The organism is Iodobacter violaceini, assembly GCF_011601265.1.
Lineage (GTDB): Bacteria > Pseudomonadota > Gammaproteobacteria > Burkholderiales > Chitinibacteraceae > Iodobacter > Iodobacter violaceini.
In genome coordinates this window covers 1-16,023 of the sequence record NZ_JAAOLX010000014.1, presented here as the reverse complement: position 1 = coordinate 16,023, position 16,023 = coordinate 1, and the positions used below count along the sequence as shown (strand labels likewise).

General features: G+C 48.8%; 14 protein-coding genes and 1 pseudogene. All 15 read right to left on the bottom strand.

The genetic code is table 11. The features are described 5' to 3' along the window. Nucleotides 1–26 precede the first annotated feature (26 nt). Complete coding sequence (gene flgL / locus HA050_RS19830; protein WP_166830027.1) at nucleotides 27–1,487, bottom strand: flagellar hook-associated protein FlgL; 1,461 nt, start codon at nucleotides 1,485–1,487, stop codon at nucleotides 27–29. 45 nt (nucleotides 1,488–1,532) lie between these two features. After that, the gene (gene flgK, locus HA050_RS19825) at nucleotides 1,533–3,794 is read right to left on the bottom strand and encodes a flagellar hook-associated protein FlgK (protein WP_166830025.1); all 2,262 of its coding nucleotides are present in this window, start codon (nucleotides 3,792–3,794) and stop codon (nucleotides 1,533–1,535) included. Nucleotides 3,795–3,886: 92 nt separating this feature from the next. Next, entirely contained in the window at nucleotides 3,887–4,744 is an 858-nt protein-coding gene (flgJ, locus tag HA050_RS19820; protein WP_205836521.1) for a flagellar assembly peptidoglycan hydrolase FlgJ, read from the bottom strand. Between the two features lie 114 nt (nucleotides 4,745–4,858). Continuing rightward, nucleotides 4,859–5,950 carry a flagellar basal body P-ring protein FlgI gene (locus HA050_RS19815; RefSeq protein ID WP_166830022.1) on the bottom strand — a complete coding sequence of 364 codons (1,092 nt, stop codon included), beginning with the start codon at nucleotides 5,948–5,950 and terminating at the stop codon, nucleotides 4,859–4,861. A 46-nt stretch (nucleotides 5,951–5,996) separates the two neighbouring features. Further along, a complete protein-coding gene (locus tag HA050_RS19810; RefSeq protein ID WP_233702885.1) occupies nucleotides 5,997–6,683 on the bottom strand; it encodes a flagellar basal body L-ring protein FlgH in 687 nt (228 codons plus the stop codon). 16 nt (nucleotides 6,684–6,699) lie between these two features. Beyond that, nucleotides 6,700–7,485 (bottom strand): flagellar basal-body rod protein FlgG, encoded by a 786-nt coding sequence (gene flgG / locus HA050_RS19805; protein WP_099397364.1) that lies wholly within the window; start codon nucleotides 7,483–7,485, stop codon nucleotides 6,700–6,702. A 139-nt stretch (nucleotides 7,486–7,624) separates the two neighbouring features. Further along, the gene (gene flgF / locus HA050_RS19800; protein ID WP_240929196.1) at nucleotides 7,625–8,356 is read right to left on the bottom strand and encodes a flagellar basal-body rod protein FlgF; all 732 of its coding nucleotides are present in this window, start codon (nucleotides 8,354–8,356) and stop codon (nucleotides 7,625–7,627) included. A gap of 81 nt (nucleotides 8,357–8,437) precedes the next feature. Continuing rightward, nucleotides 8,438–9,736, bottom strand: a complete 1,299-nt coding sequence (gene flgE / locus HA050_RS19795; RefSeq protein WP_166830016.1) for a flagellar hook protein FlgE — start codon at nucleotides 9,734–9,736, stop codon at nucleotides 8,438–8,440. A gap of 30 nt (nucleotides 9,737–9,766) precedes the next feature. After that, on the bottom strand, nucleotides 9,767–10,438 hold the full coding sequence (locus HA050_RS19790; protein ID WP_166830014.1) for a flagellar hook assembly protein FlgD: 672 nt from the start codon (nucleotides 10,436–10,438) through the stop codon (nucleotides 9,767–9,769). Between the two features lie 11 nt (nucleotides 10,439–10,449). Further along, nucleotides 10,450–10,863 (bottom strand): flagellar basal body rod protein FlgC, encoded by a 414-nt coding sequence (flgC, locus tag HA050_RS19785; protein WP_166830011.1) that lies wholly within the window; start codon nucleotides 10,861–10,863, stop codon nucleotides 10,450–10,452. A gap of 10 nt (nucleotides 10,864–10,873) precedes the next feature. Continuing rightward, entirely contained in the window at nucleotides 10,874–11,278 is a 405-nt protein-coding gene (gene flgB, locus HA050_RS19780; RefSeq protein ID WP_099397369.1) for a flagellar basal body rod protein FlgB, read from the bottom strand. A gap of 232 nt (nucleotides 11,279–11,510) precedes the next feature. After that, nucleotides 11,511–13,676 (bottom strand): T6SS phospholipase effector Tle1-like catalytic domain-containing protein, encoded by a 2,166-nt coding sequence (locus tag HA050_RS19775; protein WP_166830008.1) that lies wholly within the window; start codon nucleotides 13,674–13,676, stop codon nucleotides 11,511–11,513. A 2-nt stretch (nucleotides 13,677–13,678) separates the two neighbouring features. Next, nucleotides 13,679–14,635, bottom strand: coding sequence for a DUF3304 domain-containing protein (locus HA050_RS19770; protein ID WP_166830005.1), 957 nt, complete (start codon nucleotides 14,633–14,635; stop codon nucleotides 13,679–13,681). A gap of 99 nt (nucleotides 14,636–14,734) precedes the next feature. Beyond that, nucleotides 14,735–15,508 (bottom strand): DUF4123 domain-containing protein, encoded by a 774-nt coding sequence (locus tag HA050_RS19765; RefSeq protein ID WP_166830002.1) that lies wholly within the window; start codon nucleotides 15,506–15,508, stop codon nucleotides 14,735–14,737. After that, a pseudogene (locus HA050_RS19760) lies at nucleotides 15,505–16,023 on the bottom strand (DUF2345 domain-containing protein). Before HA050_RS19760 ends, HA050_RS19765 begins: the two are co-directional and overlap by 4 nt.

The following is a 16,023-nucleotide window of genomic DNA, read 5'->3' as shown; positions in this document are numbered from 1 at the left end:
GCGGCCAGATATGGCCGCTTTTCAGATTAGCTAATATATTGAAATAAACTTAAGCCCTGCACCTGGGAAAACGATTTTCGTGATGCCTCAAGCAGAGTTTGCGTTAAAGAAAAATCACTCAGGGCGGTTGAATAATCCAGATCCTGCAATTGCGACAATGTTTGTCCATATTGCACTTTCAAATCGCCATTCGTATCCTGCACAGACTGAGTTTCAATCATTCTGGCTCCAAGATTCCCCTGGGATGACAATACATTGGTCAGCATATTGCTGGTATTTTGCAAAACAGTATTTAACTGATTCTGGAAATTAGCCATTCCGGTCGGGCTGGTCTGATAAGAATTTAAAGCATCAGAAAAGACCTTCATGGTTTGAAAAATATCACCATTACTGCGGCTTGGATCTACATTAAATGAATCCGTTACGCCACTGGAAACCGGCCCTGCGGGTGTTGGGTTAGCACCAAGCGGCCCAATCACCACGCTTGGCTGCCCGGTCACATTCATTTTTATACCGTAATCCCAAGGGGCAACCGGCGGAACCCCAACAGGGTCGCTGGCCAGGTTTTTAAACACAATGTCACCACCCGGCACGTAGGCACGCGGGTAGTTATTCAGCGCGCCCGGCACAGCAGGCCTCGCACCGGCCGTGTAATTGTAGCCATCGATTGCTGATTTATTAAAATTGGGATTGGCGGTCACCCCGTCGGCCAGCATCGCCTGATTATCGATAATATCGTAAGCAATTACTGGCTTACCCGGCTGAGCCGGATCATCAACCGATTTAAATTCAATTTTAAATTTTTGTGAATGAGCCGGATTATTCCACTTTGTAATATCAACCACTTCGCCTGGGCTGATCACCCCACTCCCTGAATTGCCAGGCGCCACAGCGTTAGCAGAGCTCACAAAATTACCGTTACCGGTACGGCCAGCCTGAAAAATCTGATAGCCCGATTCGGATACCGGAATCTGTCTGGATCCCGATATTTGCATCTGGCGCTGACCGTCATCACCTGCGTATGTCACATTGCCAAAGGATGTTTCGCTGAATGGCTTAGTGGAGCCTTTAAAACCCGAAAACAAATACGATCCGCCGCCATCGGTTGCATTGGCAAGGCTCATCATTTCCTGGTACTGACCTTGTAATTCCGAATCCAGCAGCTTTTTTTCGGCCAGGGTCTGCGAAGGGTTGCCCGCCTTTACTGCCAGCGAATAAATATCGTGCAGCAGATCGGTCACCTGCTGCAAGGTCGATTCGGAAAGGCGCATTGCAGAATCAGCAGTCTGGCTGTTTACCGCATATTGCTTGTTCAGCTCCTGGGCCTGGGTAACATCCAGTATTTTTGCTGATGAGATAGGATCATCAGCAGGCGTTAATACCCGGCGACCGGTGGACAATTGATTTTGCAACTTCGCTTGCACGCTGGAATGGCGCTGTAATTCAGCAGCCCCTTGCTTATAAATTGTCGTGGTTGCGATACGCATGCTAATTATTCCTTATAAATACTGAGCCGCAGCCTGTCAGGGCTGTCAGCCACCAATTCGCACAATGGCATCAAATGCTTGTTGTGCAATTTGAATCACTTTGCTGGATGCCTGATAAGCCTGCTGATAGCGCAATAAGTTTGCGGCTTCTTCATCCAGATTAACTGCTGAGACAGAATCACGCGAAATCTCAGCCTGTTTAAGCACTTCCGTTTGCGCGGCAGACATAATCGTCACCTCATTGGTTTTTGCACCAATAACGGCCACCATTTGCCCATAGGCCTCCTGATAATTGGCCTTGCCCCCATCCAATATTTTTTTGGATTGCAATTCGCCCAGCTTCAGCGCATTGCGGCCATCCGCATCCTGAGAGGTCCCCGCTTTAACTGAAAATTTATCTCCCTGAGCCGGCTGCCCATCAATTTTCACATTCCAGCCGTTATACGAAATGGTTTGCCCCGCCACATAGGTTAAAGGACCTACCGTTGCACCAGACACGGTGTCTGCAAGGCTGTACGATAAAATGCCAGTCTGCGGGCCCGCTGTGGGTACCGAAAACGTAATATCAACCTGGTTTTTTAACTGAGGATTGACGGCAGATTGCGAAGTCACAGTGGAGGCCGGATCGATGGCAACTTGCCCGATCTTCCCGGTACCCGTATTACTGCGCTGTGTATCCGAGATAATCGGAACGCCTGCTGCAATCACTCTGGGATCTGTCGGCTTGATACTCAGGCCACGGCTAAACCCCACATAAGGCTGAACAGTAAACCGGTCTCCTGCCGTTGGCGTGCCCTGTGAAAAACTCAGATGCAATCCATCCACACTGATAGCATTGGCATTGTTAACAAATTGTGCGCCTGTAATCTGCGTACGCTGCCCGTCAGACTGCCGGGTGACCTGATAATCCGTGCCATCAAAAAACACCTCATAATCGCTGGGCTGCGCCTTGCTCACATCCTCAATATACCCCCCCAATAAAGGCGCCACAGCAGGCGGCACAGCCGCCGTGTTATTACGGTTAGATAAGACATTACCGATGGCAGGCGGCATGCTCACGCCAATCTTTTCCCCCGCAGTCATCACACCCGGCACACTCCATGTCAGCCCGAGCACGGTTGGATTTGTTGCCATTGTGGCAAAATTTACGGTCTGACTCACATTATCGGAAAGCCGCGTAATACTGTATTCGGCTCCGATTGTTCCGGTAAAAGTAAGCGAATAATCACTCGCCACACTTTTTACCCCGGCAGGCAGGCTGGCCGTTACAGCCACCGTACTCACACCCGCAACGGTATGATTAAACGACACGCTGCTCTGCTGATAATCAAAAAAGTTTGTACCCATATTGCCGTACAAATCCTGCCCCTGGCGCATCTGTGCGTTAAAGGTTTGCCCCAGCACCAGAGCCATACGCTCAATCGAATTTTGCGCGGAATCCAGCGTTTTACTCCGGTATTCGAGTAATCCGCCCAGTTGCCCGCCGGTCAGCATATTTTCAGGGATTTCCGCGTCAACAGCCCCCTGGGTATACACAATGGAAAGCCGCTGCGGGTCACTAATCGAAGGCTTGGCCGCAATCGAATACGCCGTACCGCCTACAACCAGATTTTGCCCATTACCGATAAATACATTAATGGTGCCATCACTTTGTTTAATGGATGTCGCTTTAACGAGACCATTTAAATCCAGCACCATCTGATCGCGCTGATCCAGCAAGTCATTGGGCAGCTGCCCGCCACTGCTTGACACCGCAATTTGGCCGTTAATCTGGGCAATTTGCTTGGACAAAGCCGTAACATGGTCTGCAGCACTCACTAAATTGCCATTTACGCCTGCGCGCATTTCAGAAAGACGCTGATCAAACACCTGAAAACGATTCACCAGTCCCTGAGCGTTACTCATCAAAGATTGCCGGGCCGGCAATGATGCCGGATTGGTTGATATGCCTTGCACGGCACTAAAAAATGACTGCAAGACAGGCGAGACACCCGCTGCAGGATCTGCCACCAAATTATCTACCTGCTTAATTTCTGCCAGATAGGTGCCGTAATAACTATCTTGCGAGGTGGCGGCCTGCACTTGTTTAGTCAGAAACTCATCATAAGAGCGCTGCACCGTATCAACACGCACACCCAAGCCTGTAAAACCATTCCCCGTGTACTGGGGATAAGGCGCACTTTGCTTGATGCTCTGGCGTGAATAGCCCTGCGTATTGGCATTCGCAATATTATGACCTGTTGTGCTTAAACCTAAACTTGCTGCGTTTAAGCCACTTAAACCAATACCAAAAACACTGGCGCCCATGATGCAACTCCTTTGCTGCTATTTATCGGCACAAATGGCCAATACTTGAAGGCAACTCAAAACCCTGGCGGATATTCAGTTGCCACAGTTCATTACGTCAGCTGACGTCGTAATTGTTCGGCCACTTGCGCTAATTTATTGGCATATTGCGGGTCAGTGGCATAGCCGCCTGATTGCAATGCCCTGGCATAGCCCTTAGCATCTGCCCCCTGCCCGACTGCATCGCTATAGCGGCGCTTAATCAGACTGGCGTAATCATTAAAAGCATCCGCATAGGAATCATAAACCCGGAAACTTTCTACCCGTTTTTGTGCTTGCCCGCCCACAAACTCTGTAGTGGTGATATCGCTGGTTTTACCTTTCCAGTCTTTAGTCGCTTTAATACCAAATACATTATGGCTATCAGCGCCTGCAGCATCTTTGATCGGTTTTTTACCCCAACCCGATTCTAAAGCGGCGTGCGCCACCAGCACATGCGGGGACACTCCCAGCGATGCGGCTGCGCCTTCAGCGTGAGAGGCTAATTTTGAAGCAAAAGAATCACCGCTCAAAACGGCATCTTTTGCCGAAGCCCCTGCCGCTTTTGCCGCTGGCAAGCTGTTATGAAATGAAGGCGAAAGCTTCTGATAAAGCGAAGGGTCCCGTTGCAACTCAATCTGTCGCACAATCGATTCAGCAAATCCTACGCCACCCTGCTTAGACCACATCTGGGTCAGCTGCTGATCGTGCATACCGCGAAACATATCAGCCGTACCGGATTCCATCTCATCATATTTAGGTGTGGCTTCGCGCATCGATTTCAGCATCTGGCTGGTCAGCAAAGCTTCAAATTCACGCGCCACGGCCAGCGCTGCTTTATTGGGATCTTTGCGTGCCAGCTGACGCAGGCTATCCACGCCACGAACATCAATGGCAAGATCATTACTGGATGGATTAGCTGAAGAGATCATTCCGGGCAGCTCAGATAAAATATATGCTTATATCAAGCAATAAGCGTGCCGAGGAAAAAAGAGGGGGTGGCAGATAGAAATAAGGAGCCAAAATCATCAGCCCCTATAAAAAAATCAGATTACTTCAAGCTCCGCTTTTAAGCTGCCCGCAGCTTTCATTGCCTGCAAAATAGCCAGCAAATCCTGGGGCGTTGCACCCACAGCATTCAGCGCCCGCACCACATCGCGCAAGGTGCTGGATTTAGGCAAACGCACGATAGGGCCTTTATCCGCCTGAATCTGGATATCCGCGTTTTGCACTTTAGTCGTTTTGCCACCCGCAAGAGGATTGGGCTGAGAAACCGCATTATCTGCAGTGATAGTCACGGTTAAATTGCCATGCGCAATTGCGCAACTATCCAGCTTCACGGCCTGATTCATCACAATCGAGCCTGTGCGGGCGTTAATAATGACCTTAGGCCCGGATTCTGCCGGGGTAACATCAATGTTTTCCAGCCGGGATAAAAATGCCACGCGCAAATTATTATCCTGCGGCGCACGAACCTGAATCACCCGGCCATCCAAAGCCACTGCCGTACCCGGATACTGCGAATTCACTGCATTCACCACACGATTAGCGGTAGTAAAATCGGTTGCCAGCAGCTCCAGCTGAATAAACTCACCATTACCTAAAAGAGTAGGCACCGATTTCTCGACTGTCGCACCAGCAGGGATACGCCCTGTCGCCAGCTGATTCACCTGTGTACTCGAGCCACCTGCCGATGCACCGGCTCCGGCCACAATAATATTACCCTGAGCCATGGCATAAATTTGCCCGTCGGCCCCTTTCAGCGGGGCCATCAGGAGCGTGCCGCCACGCAAAGACTTGGCATTACCAATCGAGGCGATCGTCACATCCAGAGGCTGACCGGGTCTTGCAAAAGCAGGCAAAGTCGATGTAACCGTTACCGCTGCCACGTTTTTGAGCTGCAAATTACCACCACTGGGCACCTGAATCCCCAGGTTGGTCAGCATATTCACAACCGATTGCACAGTAAACGGCGTTTGCGTGGTCTGATCCCCGCTGCCATCGAGGCCCACCACCAAACCATAGCCCACCAGCTGGTTATTACGCACGCCTGCAACGGACGCCAGCTCTTTCAGCTTTTCAGCACGGGCGGGCGAAAGCACAAATAACAAACAGCAAATCAGGGCAAAGCGAGACATACACACAACCTATTTAAATCACATTTAAAAACATCAGGCTACACACTTAAAATGGCATGACATTTAAGAAAAACCGCTGCAACCAGCCTATGGTATTAGCATCTGCCATAGAGCCCACACCCAGTTGCTCGATGCGCGCATCGGCCACTTTATTCGATGAAATCGTATTCCCTGCCTTGATATCCAGCGGGTTAACCACGCCGGTAAAACGCAGGGTATTAATTTGATTATTGACGGCAACTTGCTTTTCGCCACCCACAATCAAATTACCATTGGCCAGCAAATCAGTTACCGTGACCGAAATCGTACCTTTAAAGGTATTAGTGCTATTGGTCGCCCCTTTCCCTTCAAATTTATTGGTTCCTGCCAGCTTCACAGCAGCAGCCCCTTCCCGCGAGAAGTATTTTTCAATATCCCACGGCACTAAAGGAATATTGCCGGTGGTACTGTAATCGAGCGATCCGGCCTTGTTACTGCTGCTGTTAGACGTATTCACGGCAGAAAGGTTTTCTTCAATCGTGATATTCAGCAAATCACCGATATTCCGGGCCACGCGCTCTTCAAACAACAAGCGCGAGCTATTGGGCTGAAAAATAGAGCCATTATTGATACTTGCCACCACAGGCTGCACGGGTCTGGCCGTTGTAGGCAGCGTCACCACCGATGGCGGCGTGGTACTGCAAGCGGCAAGCAAAACGGCAATCATTGCCGTAACGGCAAGGCGCATCATCATTCGACCCCCTTTAAGACTAAAGCTGCGTCAGCTTCTGCAGCATTTCGTCAGACGTTTTAATCGCCTTTGAGTTAATTTCAAAAGAGCGTTGCGCCTGAATCATATTGATCAACTCTTCAGTCACATTCACATTAGATGTTTCTACATAGCCCTGATTCAGCGCACCCAGACCATTGGTGCCCGGTGTACCCACCGTTGGCGCGCCCGAAGCGGTGGTTTCCATGTATAAGTTTTCACCCACAGACTGCAAGCCCGGCGGGTTAATAAATGTAGCCAGCTGAATATTGCCCAGCTGTACTGGTGCGGCTGAGTCATTATTCACAATCGCCGTGACCGTACCATCTTTAGCAATCGTTAACTTGGTTGTTCCCTGAGGAACTTGTAAAGCAGGCTGCAGGGCATAGCCACTTGCAGTTACCACCGCGCCCTGGCTGTCTACCTGAAACGAGCCATCCCGGGTATATGCCGTCGTGCCATCGGGCATGGCAATTTGCAAAAAGCCCTGACCATTAATCGCCACATCCAGCGGGCCATCTGTAAGCTGCAAATTACCCTGCATATGAATTCTTGCCGTGGCCACGGGCCGCACACCGGTTCCCAATTGCAAACCTGTTGGCTGCTGGGTTTGCGCGCTGGTTGAACCGCCGGGCTGACGTAAATTCTGGTAAAGCAAATCTTCAAATACCGCACGTTCCCGCTTAAAACCATTCGTGCTGACGTTAGCCAGATTATGCGAGATGACGTCTACATTCATCTGCATGGCATCCATGCCGGTTTTGGCAATCCACAGCGAGCGCATCATGATGCGTACTTCCTATTTTTTGGTTTGATTACTGCCGGGCGCGCAAGGCGGCCCTTGCTTATTCAGCCACACAATTTGTCTTCTTCAGAGGGCTGAATGAATATAAAACTTTAACTATCCAGCCCGCTGCTCACGCTGATCAGCCTGTCAGTGTTAACAGCTGCGCCGCACTTCTGGCGTTCTGATCAACGGTTTGCATCATTTTGATCTGTAAATCATATTGGCGCTGCGATCCGATCATTTGCACCAGCTGATCAACCGGGTTCACATTACTCACCTCTAAAGACTCCGAAGCAAGTTTCACGCCAGCATCCGCCTGCGCCACTTCGCCGTTTCTTTGGCGAAACAAACCATCACTGCCTTTCTCGAGCTCACGCTCAGAAGGATTCACCAGTTTAAGCCGGCCAATTTCTACTGCCTGAGCCGGATTATCAAACGGCGCTCCTGAAATAGTGCCGTCTTTTGCAATCGTAATGCGGGTATTTTCAGGAATAGTCAGCGGGCCATTCTCACCCTGCACCACCAGACCGCTGCGTGTTTTCAACAGCCCGGCCGCATCAATTTCAAAGCCGCCATTACGGGTATAAGCCTCGCCCGTCGGTGTTTGCACGGAAAGCCAGCCTTCACCATTCACCGCCACATCCAAAACCCGGCCAGTCTGCTGCACAATCCCGGGCGTAAAATCTGCGCCGGTGGTCTGCTCAACCACATAAGCACGGCTTGGCACGCCAGTGCCGCCAATGACCGGCACTGCACGTGCAGCAGTCAGCTCTGCCCTGAAACCCGGCGTGGCCACGTTGGCCAGATTATTGGCAACAGACGCCTGGCGCAGCATGGTTTGCTTTGCCCCGGTCATTGCAATGTACAACATTCGATCCATTGATTTTTACTCAAAGGCAGGACGATCAGAAAGACAGCGTGGGCATAAAAAACAGGCCCACGCAGAAATTGATTAACGCAAGTTCACAATCGTTTGCAGGATCGTATCCTGGGCCTTAATCGTTTGCGCGTTGGCCTGATAGGTACGCTGAGCCGTAATCAGATTAACCAGCTCACCCGTTAAATCAACGTTAGCGTCTTCTACAGAAGCAGACTGAAGCGAGCCCAGATCACTGGTGCCCGGATCATTGGTTCTGGGCTGCCCCGAAGCAAAGGTTTCGCCCCAGCGATTATCACCCAGATTTTGCAGCCCCTGAGAATTGGTAAAGTTAGTCAGCGTAACCTGGCCAATCGCCCTGTTCTGGCCATTAGAATACTTACCCAGAATAACGCCTTCCCGGTCTACCGCAACGCCTGTTAACACCCCGTCCGGGTAGCCGTCCTGCTTGATCGTATTTACACCAAACGGGCTGCCATATTGCGTTGTACCTTCAAGGCCCACATGAAACGCAAACGGCGTTGTGGCCCCGGAAGTTAAAGTGGTACTGAATGAAAGCGGCGTGTTATCAACCAACTTACCATTTGAATCAAAAGTCACATTAGGGTAGGGTAAATTGGTAACCGGATCATTAGGAGGCGATACCGGATCGCTGTCGAAGCGGGTTCTTACTTCCCAGGTATTAGGTGCTGTCTTTGTAAAATACATCGTCAGCGTATGAGCAACCCCTTGCGAGTCATAGACCTGCGCCGAGGTTGAATTGGTAAAAGTTTTTACGTCTGCAGGGTTTAATGCCCCTACATAATTAGCCGCCAGCGGATTGGTTCTGTCTTTAGTCAGCTGGCTGGCATCCAGATTCATCCCAAACTGCAGGCCTGCACTCACCCCTCCGCCAGCAACTTCAGTCCAGCCCGTTGTTTTGGCACCGATATTGCCATTTGCCAGTTGTAAAGGGGTAGGTGTACCGCCCTTTTGTAAGGCATTGGCGTTCAGATCAAAGGGCCAGCCGGTTAATTTCTGGCCGGTATTGCCCACAATAAAACCTTCTTTATCGACCTGAAACTGGCCATTACGGGTGTAGCTCACGGCTTCGCCATCCACCATGCGGAAATAACCATTCCCTGTAATGGCAATATCCAGCGGATTATTGGTCGACGTAATATTGCCCTGACCAAACTGCTGAGTCACCGCAACCGTGCGCCCGCCCATCCCGGAAATCGTTGAGGAGCTGGCAAAAGAGTTGGCGTACATATCCGCAAACTCTGAGCGCGACTGCTTAAAACCGACCGTGCTCGAGTTGGCGATATTATTACCGATTGCGTCCAGGCTCTTGGACGACGCACTTAAACCACTCAAGCCCTGCTGGAAACCCATAACCCTAACCTCACCTTGTTCTATCCACGACTAGCGGATTTGTTTCACATCGCTAAATGCAACGGTTTTTTGATTGCCCAACATGACATTCACACCCGTTTTTGCCAGCTCAACGCTACTTGCCGTTTGCCAGGTCAGAGTATTTAAAGCAATTTCCTTGCCATCTTTCACACCAGTCGCAGAAATATAGTAATCACCGGCCGCTGCCAGCTTGTCACCCTCTAACTTGCCATCCCAAACCACACCAGCGGCCCCGGCGGCCTGCTGTGGCAAAGTGATTTTATCCACCACCGCGCCATTTTTATCGGTAATGGTCACTTTGATATTGCTGACATTGGCAGGCAAATCCACCCGGGCATCAATCGGCTTTGTGCCATCAAACTTCATCTGATTGCCCTGAGTCAGCACCTCTTTACCGATCAGAGCGGCCGCCTGAAAACTTTGCGCAGAGGCAAAACTTGCCATCATCGATTGCATCGTGGTATTGAGCTTTTCAATCCCCGTTACACTGCTGATCTGAGCCATCTGGCTGGTTGTAGCCGCGTTATCCATAGGATTCATCGGATCCTGGCTCTGCAGCTGCTTCACCAGCAGCTTTAAAAAGCGATCCTGCTGCTGATCTGCCGCCGAAGCTTTGGTATCCGCCTTTTTATTAATGGTGGAGTAATCAGTAGTCGAATTAATCGTTGTACGAGGGATCATGATGATTATCCTTATGACTGACCAAGTGCCAGAGTTCTCAGCAGCAGGGTTTTAGCCGTATTCATTACATCGGCATTGGTTTGATAAGAGCGCGAAGCGGATATCATATTGGTCATTTCTTCAACCACATTGACATTGGGCATCGCTACATAACCATTGGCATCGGCCAATACATTTTTAGGGTCATACACCAGCTTAGGCGGGGATTGATCTTCAATCACATCAGAAACCTGCACCCCTACTGCCCCCTTGCCGCCCCCCGCAATCGGCGCGGCCTGAAAAACCACCTGCCTGGCACGATAAGGCTGGCCATTAGAGCTGGTAATTGATTCAGCATTGGCTAAATTAGATGCCACCGTATTCAGACGAGTGGTCTGCGCATGCATCGCAGTAGACGCAATATCAAAAACTCTGAACATCGACATCATTTATCCCTTATTGGCCAGTCAGCGCAGTGCGCATGCCTTCAATCCGCTTTTGCATAAAAGTAATCCCTGCCTGATAGCGAATCGCATTATCTGAAAACGCCGCCATCTCAGCATTCATATCCACCGTATTGCCATCAATACCCGATTGCCTTGGATTGCGATAGAGCAATGCCTTTGATAAAGGATCAAGATTATCTTTAGGCTGCAGATGGCGCGGATCGGTGCTTTGCAGTGGTTTCACCGGATTTTTTTGTAAAGCCGCTTCAAATGTTTTTTTGAAATCAAAATCGCGCGCCTTGTAGCCCGGCGTGTCATTGTTAGCAATATTTGAAGCCAATACCTCTTGCCGCTGGCTGCGCAGCGACAGCGCAGTTTCCTGCGGGCGGAAGTAATCGTCCAAACGACCTAACATAGCCAAACTCCTGTTTATCTCATCACGCCACACAATACGCGCTTTCCCCGTTATTGTAAGCAGGAAGCGTGCCAAGCAAAAAGCCCGCATTCAGCGGGCTTTGAAACATACCGGCACAAACCTTCGGCAATTATTGCCGCCTTTCATGCAGTGCCTGCAACAATACAGAACAAGACAAAGGGAAAAATTCAAAAATGCAGGCCTTATTTATGCAAAGCTAAACACTTAAATATTATTTTATTGCTGCCATTGCAGCAGCATGCCTCTGATGCTCAGTACTCATACGTAAGCTATTATCCCGCAAAGCTTCTCCATAACTTTGGGCATTTATTTGCCCTTCCTGATAACGCTTTCTGGCATTGATGTTTTGCTGATTTAAGCTTTGCAGATTATTCTCATACTGCTGATTTTCAAGCTCTCTGCGGCGCATGATTTCTTTGCTGACAGGCTCTTGCAGCGGAGCAGACAGAGCCGCCGCACCAAAAACATGCCGCCAGCGCAGATAGCCATAAAGCCTGATCGGCTCCTGGCCCCCGCTTCTTACCATATACGTTTTATTGGTTTTCAGATTTTCAATTCGCTCAACATTCTTTTTGTAATCTTTATTATCAACCGACTTCATTTGCTCATCACTTAAACGATAGGGTGAGCGAATCCTTTCTTGTTCCGCTTCAATACTTTTAATCATTACTCGTCGTGATTTTTCCATGCCGCCTTCATTAAACCAAGCCTGATCATCGTCACTAAAATTACCAGGTTTAAACCATGCCCTGGAATCATGAACCAGCGTTTCAAATAACACCTTACTTGCAAATAGCACCGCCTCCTGCTTAATCCATTCCGCATAAACACCCCCATTCCAATCCCCCACTTTAGCCGGCCAGATTGAAAGCTCAGAAACAAGGGACGTGTATTTTTCCAGCATATTTAATTCCTGCTGTAAAGCCTGATCCGTTGTTTGTATGTCATGCCGGTCCTGCGTTTTTTTCGCTGCACTATCCAGCGAAGCTGCAATACCGGGCAGCAAATGAATCTTACCCAGCATGCTTTTTCGCCAGCGCAAGAAAATGCCATAGTGGCGGTGAATAATCTGCAGTAAAGGCTCTTCAGCCTGTGTTTCTGTCAGCCACATCACGCCAGACGGCTTGCCGCTGCCAAAGCGCGTGGCCGCAATATAATCGTTAAAGGCTTTGACCGTGCCCGGATCAATTTTGAAATTGCTTTTATGAAAATCATTAAAATCTATTGGGGCCAGCAAGGGCACACTGGCAATAAGGGCTTCGCGGTACATTTGTGCCAATGGAATCTGCGAAAGCTTTTTTGCATCCCCCGCCGCACCCGCACCAATAGAGCGCCCCTGATCATTTGGCGGGTAGCCACCACCTACATCCGAATGCACACCGGGGTAGACCACCTCTTTACAGTGTGCACCACTGCCAATTGAATCAAGTGGAAACGAGCCACGCACTTCATGTGCTGATACCAGATGCACACAACGCTTAACCGCAGAGCTCACCTGCAAGTTCTCCACACTAGCCCAGGCATAGTGCCCTTCAACACCGCCAATAGGCATAGAGTTGGCCAAACCAACCGAGGCAACTGTATCAAAAATGCCCAAAAAATCGATTTTTAAAGGAATACCTGCAATGCCATCGCTGTAATATTTTTGCAGCCAGCTGCAGAAAACCCTGGCCTCGGCCGCACCGCGTGAAAAACCAAACACGGAAATACGAACAGAACGAATAGTGGGAGAGCCCCGGATAATAGGTGCAATGGCCTTACTCAATAGCCGCGTCCTTTCCTGCAAAATTGCGCTCCTGCCCCTATTGGGCACAGCGCTCCCTACCGATTTTTCCAACATTTCTCCGGCCAGCTTGCCATCATCCTCCAGCGGCTCGCTCAATGCCTTCCCCATCAGCGCAGCATGAATATGGTTGCCCAGCTGCAGCAAAGCCCAGTTAATACGAACCTCGCCATGCTTTGACATGGCCAGCCCCAGGGTGTTGTCCATGCCTTCCCCTGAGTCACCCAGTTCAATAAAGGGTGTCCCGACCCCAGGAATATACGTTTTACGGTAATACTTTTCTTCACCCTTAGGTACCGCTGAAGACCATACAGCTTTGGCATCAGGTTTACCGGCCTTTTTAAGGATTTTCAATTGAGTTACGGTGGGTTCGCCCGAGTAAACCTCGTATAAACGCGCCACATTGCTATGGGCAAAAGCCTCTGTATCACGGTATTTATTATTATTTGTGCCATCAAAAAAGAAACCAAGATAAATGTCTTGCTCACAGGGCAGGCATTTGGGACGATTTTGAGTTTTTGATCTGGCTGTAAGCTCATCTTTGAATAAATCCAGCGGTGAAGCTCTGCATGCCTCAGTAAATCGAGCTGTCATTATTAGTCCTCTTTATAATCTATTTCGCACATGCGCTTATCAATATCCAATTCCTTCATGCAGTACTCTCTCATTTCCGAACATCCTTTTTTATCCCATCCCGTTGAGTCACCATCTGGCTTAATATTTTTTGGCTGACAATACCTTCTATAGTCAGCCGCAATTTGTTCTGAAGAGTTTGAAAGGTATTTCGGCAAATTCCTCTTACACTCCTTTTCCGAAAGCCGTTCAACACATGCGGCCATTGCATCTTTTTTAATTCTTCCCGGCCAAGCCGGATAACCTGGCTCCACTTTGGATACGACCAACTCCACTTCCTGCCCAGGATGAAACAATACATAAAGATCACCGGCCTGCTGATAGCTGGGTATTTCTAATTCACGATGATATTTATCGGGTTTAGTACGTATTTTATCCGCCTCTTGCCAATCAACACTCACGTACATTCCCGGCTGCCATTGTTTTGGCAAGCTGATACAGCAATTTTTTCCTCCTGGACCTTCCAGAAAATTAACAATACTGCCGCCTATGGCCTGATTACTGCGCAAATCGGTTAATGTATATTTCACAGCCCAATCATGCATATAATTAACCGAATCAACAGAGGCCGAAATCGTATTACCAGGCTTATTCACCGTATCATTTTCAGTCTGAGCAGATGGCCCGTTCATTGCAATCCCCATTGCAATAAAAACAAGGCCGTTAATCATGAGTGAATGCTTAAACACAAGCCATAGTCTTGCTTTTACTTTACCTGCCCAAATTAGCACCACGATATAACTCAGGAATAATCCAAAAAGAGAAAGGATCATCAAGTAAGCAGCTCCATAGCCAGAGCCGGTCATGCTTTGATACAGGGCATAAGCATTCAAACCAGACACCACAATCATAAACAAATTAAATCCATGCTCAGTATCTGTAATCTCAGTTTTATCCGGCGTTTCTTCTGGTAATTCCATTGATAAACCTTTATGAAAATAATTAAAATTAAGTAAGAAAGTATTTTTATATATTTAATAATGCATCTCTTAGAATATCTTTCTCAACTCATTCAGAAATCATCCTGCTTCGCCGCGTAAATGTTCAACACAAAAGCTAAGAATCTCATCATCACTACTCCCCTGAGCCAATGCGATATCGCAAAGCTCCCTTATTTGCGCATAGGCTTTTGAAGGCTCTATAGGTAATAACGACTGAAGCCCAAGCAATTGGATATTTTGCAAAATTTGATCAGGTAAAGCCTTATCCATCATGCTTATAAATTGTACTTCAGTCAGTACCAACGCCTGATTGGTAATTTTAGTTTGTCCGCCACCTTCAAGCTGTATGATTTGCGCGGCCCGATCAAAATAAACCACGCTGCTGAATGGAGATAAAAATGCCGCTTTTTGCTCAGGGCTAAGTTGCGCAAGCAAATTGGGCAAAATACGCGTGTCCGCATAGCGCAATATATAACTCAATTTTTCAGGAAGAATACTGACATCAAAATAGTGATCAAAATGGCTAAAGATTGCTTCTCTATCCAGTGTGCTTAGATAAAAACTAAGCATAGGCTGCCCATTGGTGATTTTGAGCAGCAACTTAATTTGCTCCATAAGCTCCGCTTCATTCTCACTATTGAGCACGCAAAGCAATGGAGAAACATCTGTCTCAGCCCCATGATCTTGATAAAGCGAAGTCCATACAATCCGATCTCTCATTTTCTTTAACAAACGAGGATCGAAACTATGATCCAGCAAAGCATAGACTTGTATTGATTCAGAAAGGTAAGTGGCCAATTGTGCAAACAATACTTGGTCACTGTCTTGAGGATAAGCATCCATCATCATCATGATTTCTTCGCAAATGGGCTACCTGCAGCTTTCGCTTTTAGCATGCAGGATTTACAAAATGAATCTGGAAAAAAAGGCAAAGTTGGCATCATTTGCGCAGGCCCGCTCACATCGTGGTTTGCACCTTTCACCGTAACCGTTCCCGGGCAGTGGATTTCGATATTGCCGCCTTTCAGCCGGATATAGCCGCCCCCAGCGGTGACCAGAATTTCATCTTTAGCCACCACGGTGATGCTTTCTTTGCAGGCGGTGACTTTTAAATCTTTGTCGCCGGTGATTTCAATATCGTCGCTCTGCGCCTGCAGCTAGATTTTGCCTTTGGCTGCGATCAGTTTGAGCGAAACTTGGTCTTTTACCCCGGCTACAAACAGGCTGATGTGTGATCCAGCATTGTGTATCCAGCGGCGGCCGGAGGTTTGGTTGGTGTCTCTTTGGGCGACCAGATCGAGGTTTGTGCCTGCGGCGATGGTCTGGCTTTGCGGGCTGGTGATCGCTACGCCGTCCTCGCCATGCAG

What these genes read in the sequence shown, in the direction of transcription:
- flgL (WP_166830027.1), bottom strand. Translation starts at nt 1,487, where the DNA reads ATGCGTATCGCAACCACGACAATTTATAAGCAAGGGGCTGCTGAATTA.
- flgK (WP_166830025.1), bottom strand. Translation starts at nt 3,794, where the DNA reads ATGGGCGCCAGTGTTTTTGGTATTGGTTTAAGTGGCTTAAACGCAGCA.
- flgJ (WP_205836521.1), bottom strand. Translation starts at nt 4,744, where the DNA reads ATGATCTCTTCAGCTAATCCATCCAGTAATGATCTTGCCATTGATGTT.
- HA050_RS19815 (WP_166830022.1), bottom strand. Translation starts at nt 5,950, where the DNA reads ATGTCTCGCTTTGCCCTGATTTGCTGTTTGTTATTTGTGCTTTCGCCC.
- HA050_RS19810 (WP_233702885.1), bottom strand. Translation starts at nt 6,683, where the DNA reads ATGATGATGCGCCTTGCCGTTACGGCAATGATTGCCGTTTTGCTTGCC.
- flgG (WP_099397364.1), bottom strand. Translation starts at nt 7,485, where the DNA reads ATGATGCGCTCGCTGTGGATTGCCAAAACCGGCATGGATGCCATGCAG.
- flgF (WP_240929196.1), bottom strand. Translation starts at nt 8,356, where the DNA reads ATGTTGTACATTGCAATGACCGGGGCAAAGCAAACCATGCTGCGCCAG.
- flgE (WP_166830016.1), bottom strand. Translation starts at nt 9,736, where the DNA reads ATGGGTTTCCAGCAGGGCTTGAGTGGTTTAAGTGCGTCGTCCAAGAGC.
- HA050_RS19790 (WP_166830014.1), bottom strand. Translation starts at nt 10,438, where the DNA reads ATGATCCCTCGTACAACGATTAATTCGACTACTGATTACTCCACCATT.
- flgC (WP_166830011.1), bottom strand. Translation starts at nt 10,863, where the DNA reads ATGTCGATGTTCAGAGTTTTTGATATTGCGTCTACTGCGATGCATGCG.
- flgB (WP_099397369.1), bottom strand. Translation starts at nt 11,278, where the DNA reads ATGTTAGGTCGTTTGGACGATTACTTCCGCCCGCAGGAAACTGCGCTG.
- HA050_RS19775 (WP_166830008.1), bottom strand. Translation starts at nt 13,676, where the DNA reads ATGACAGCTCGATTTACTGAGGCATGCAGAGCTTCACCGCTGGATTTA.
- HA050_RS19770 (WP_166830005.1), bottom strand. Translation starts at nt 14,635, where the DNA reads ATGGAATTACCAGAAGAAACGCCGGATAAAACTGAGATTACAGATACT.
- HA050_RS19765 (WP_166830002.1), bottom strand. Translation starts at nt 15,508, where the DNA reads ATGATGATGATGGATGCTTATCCTCAAGACAGTGACCAAGTATTGTTT.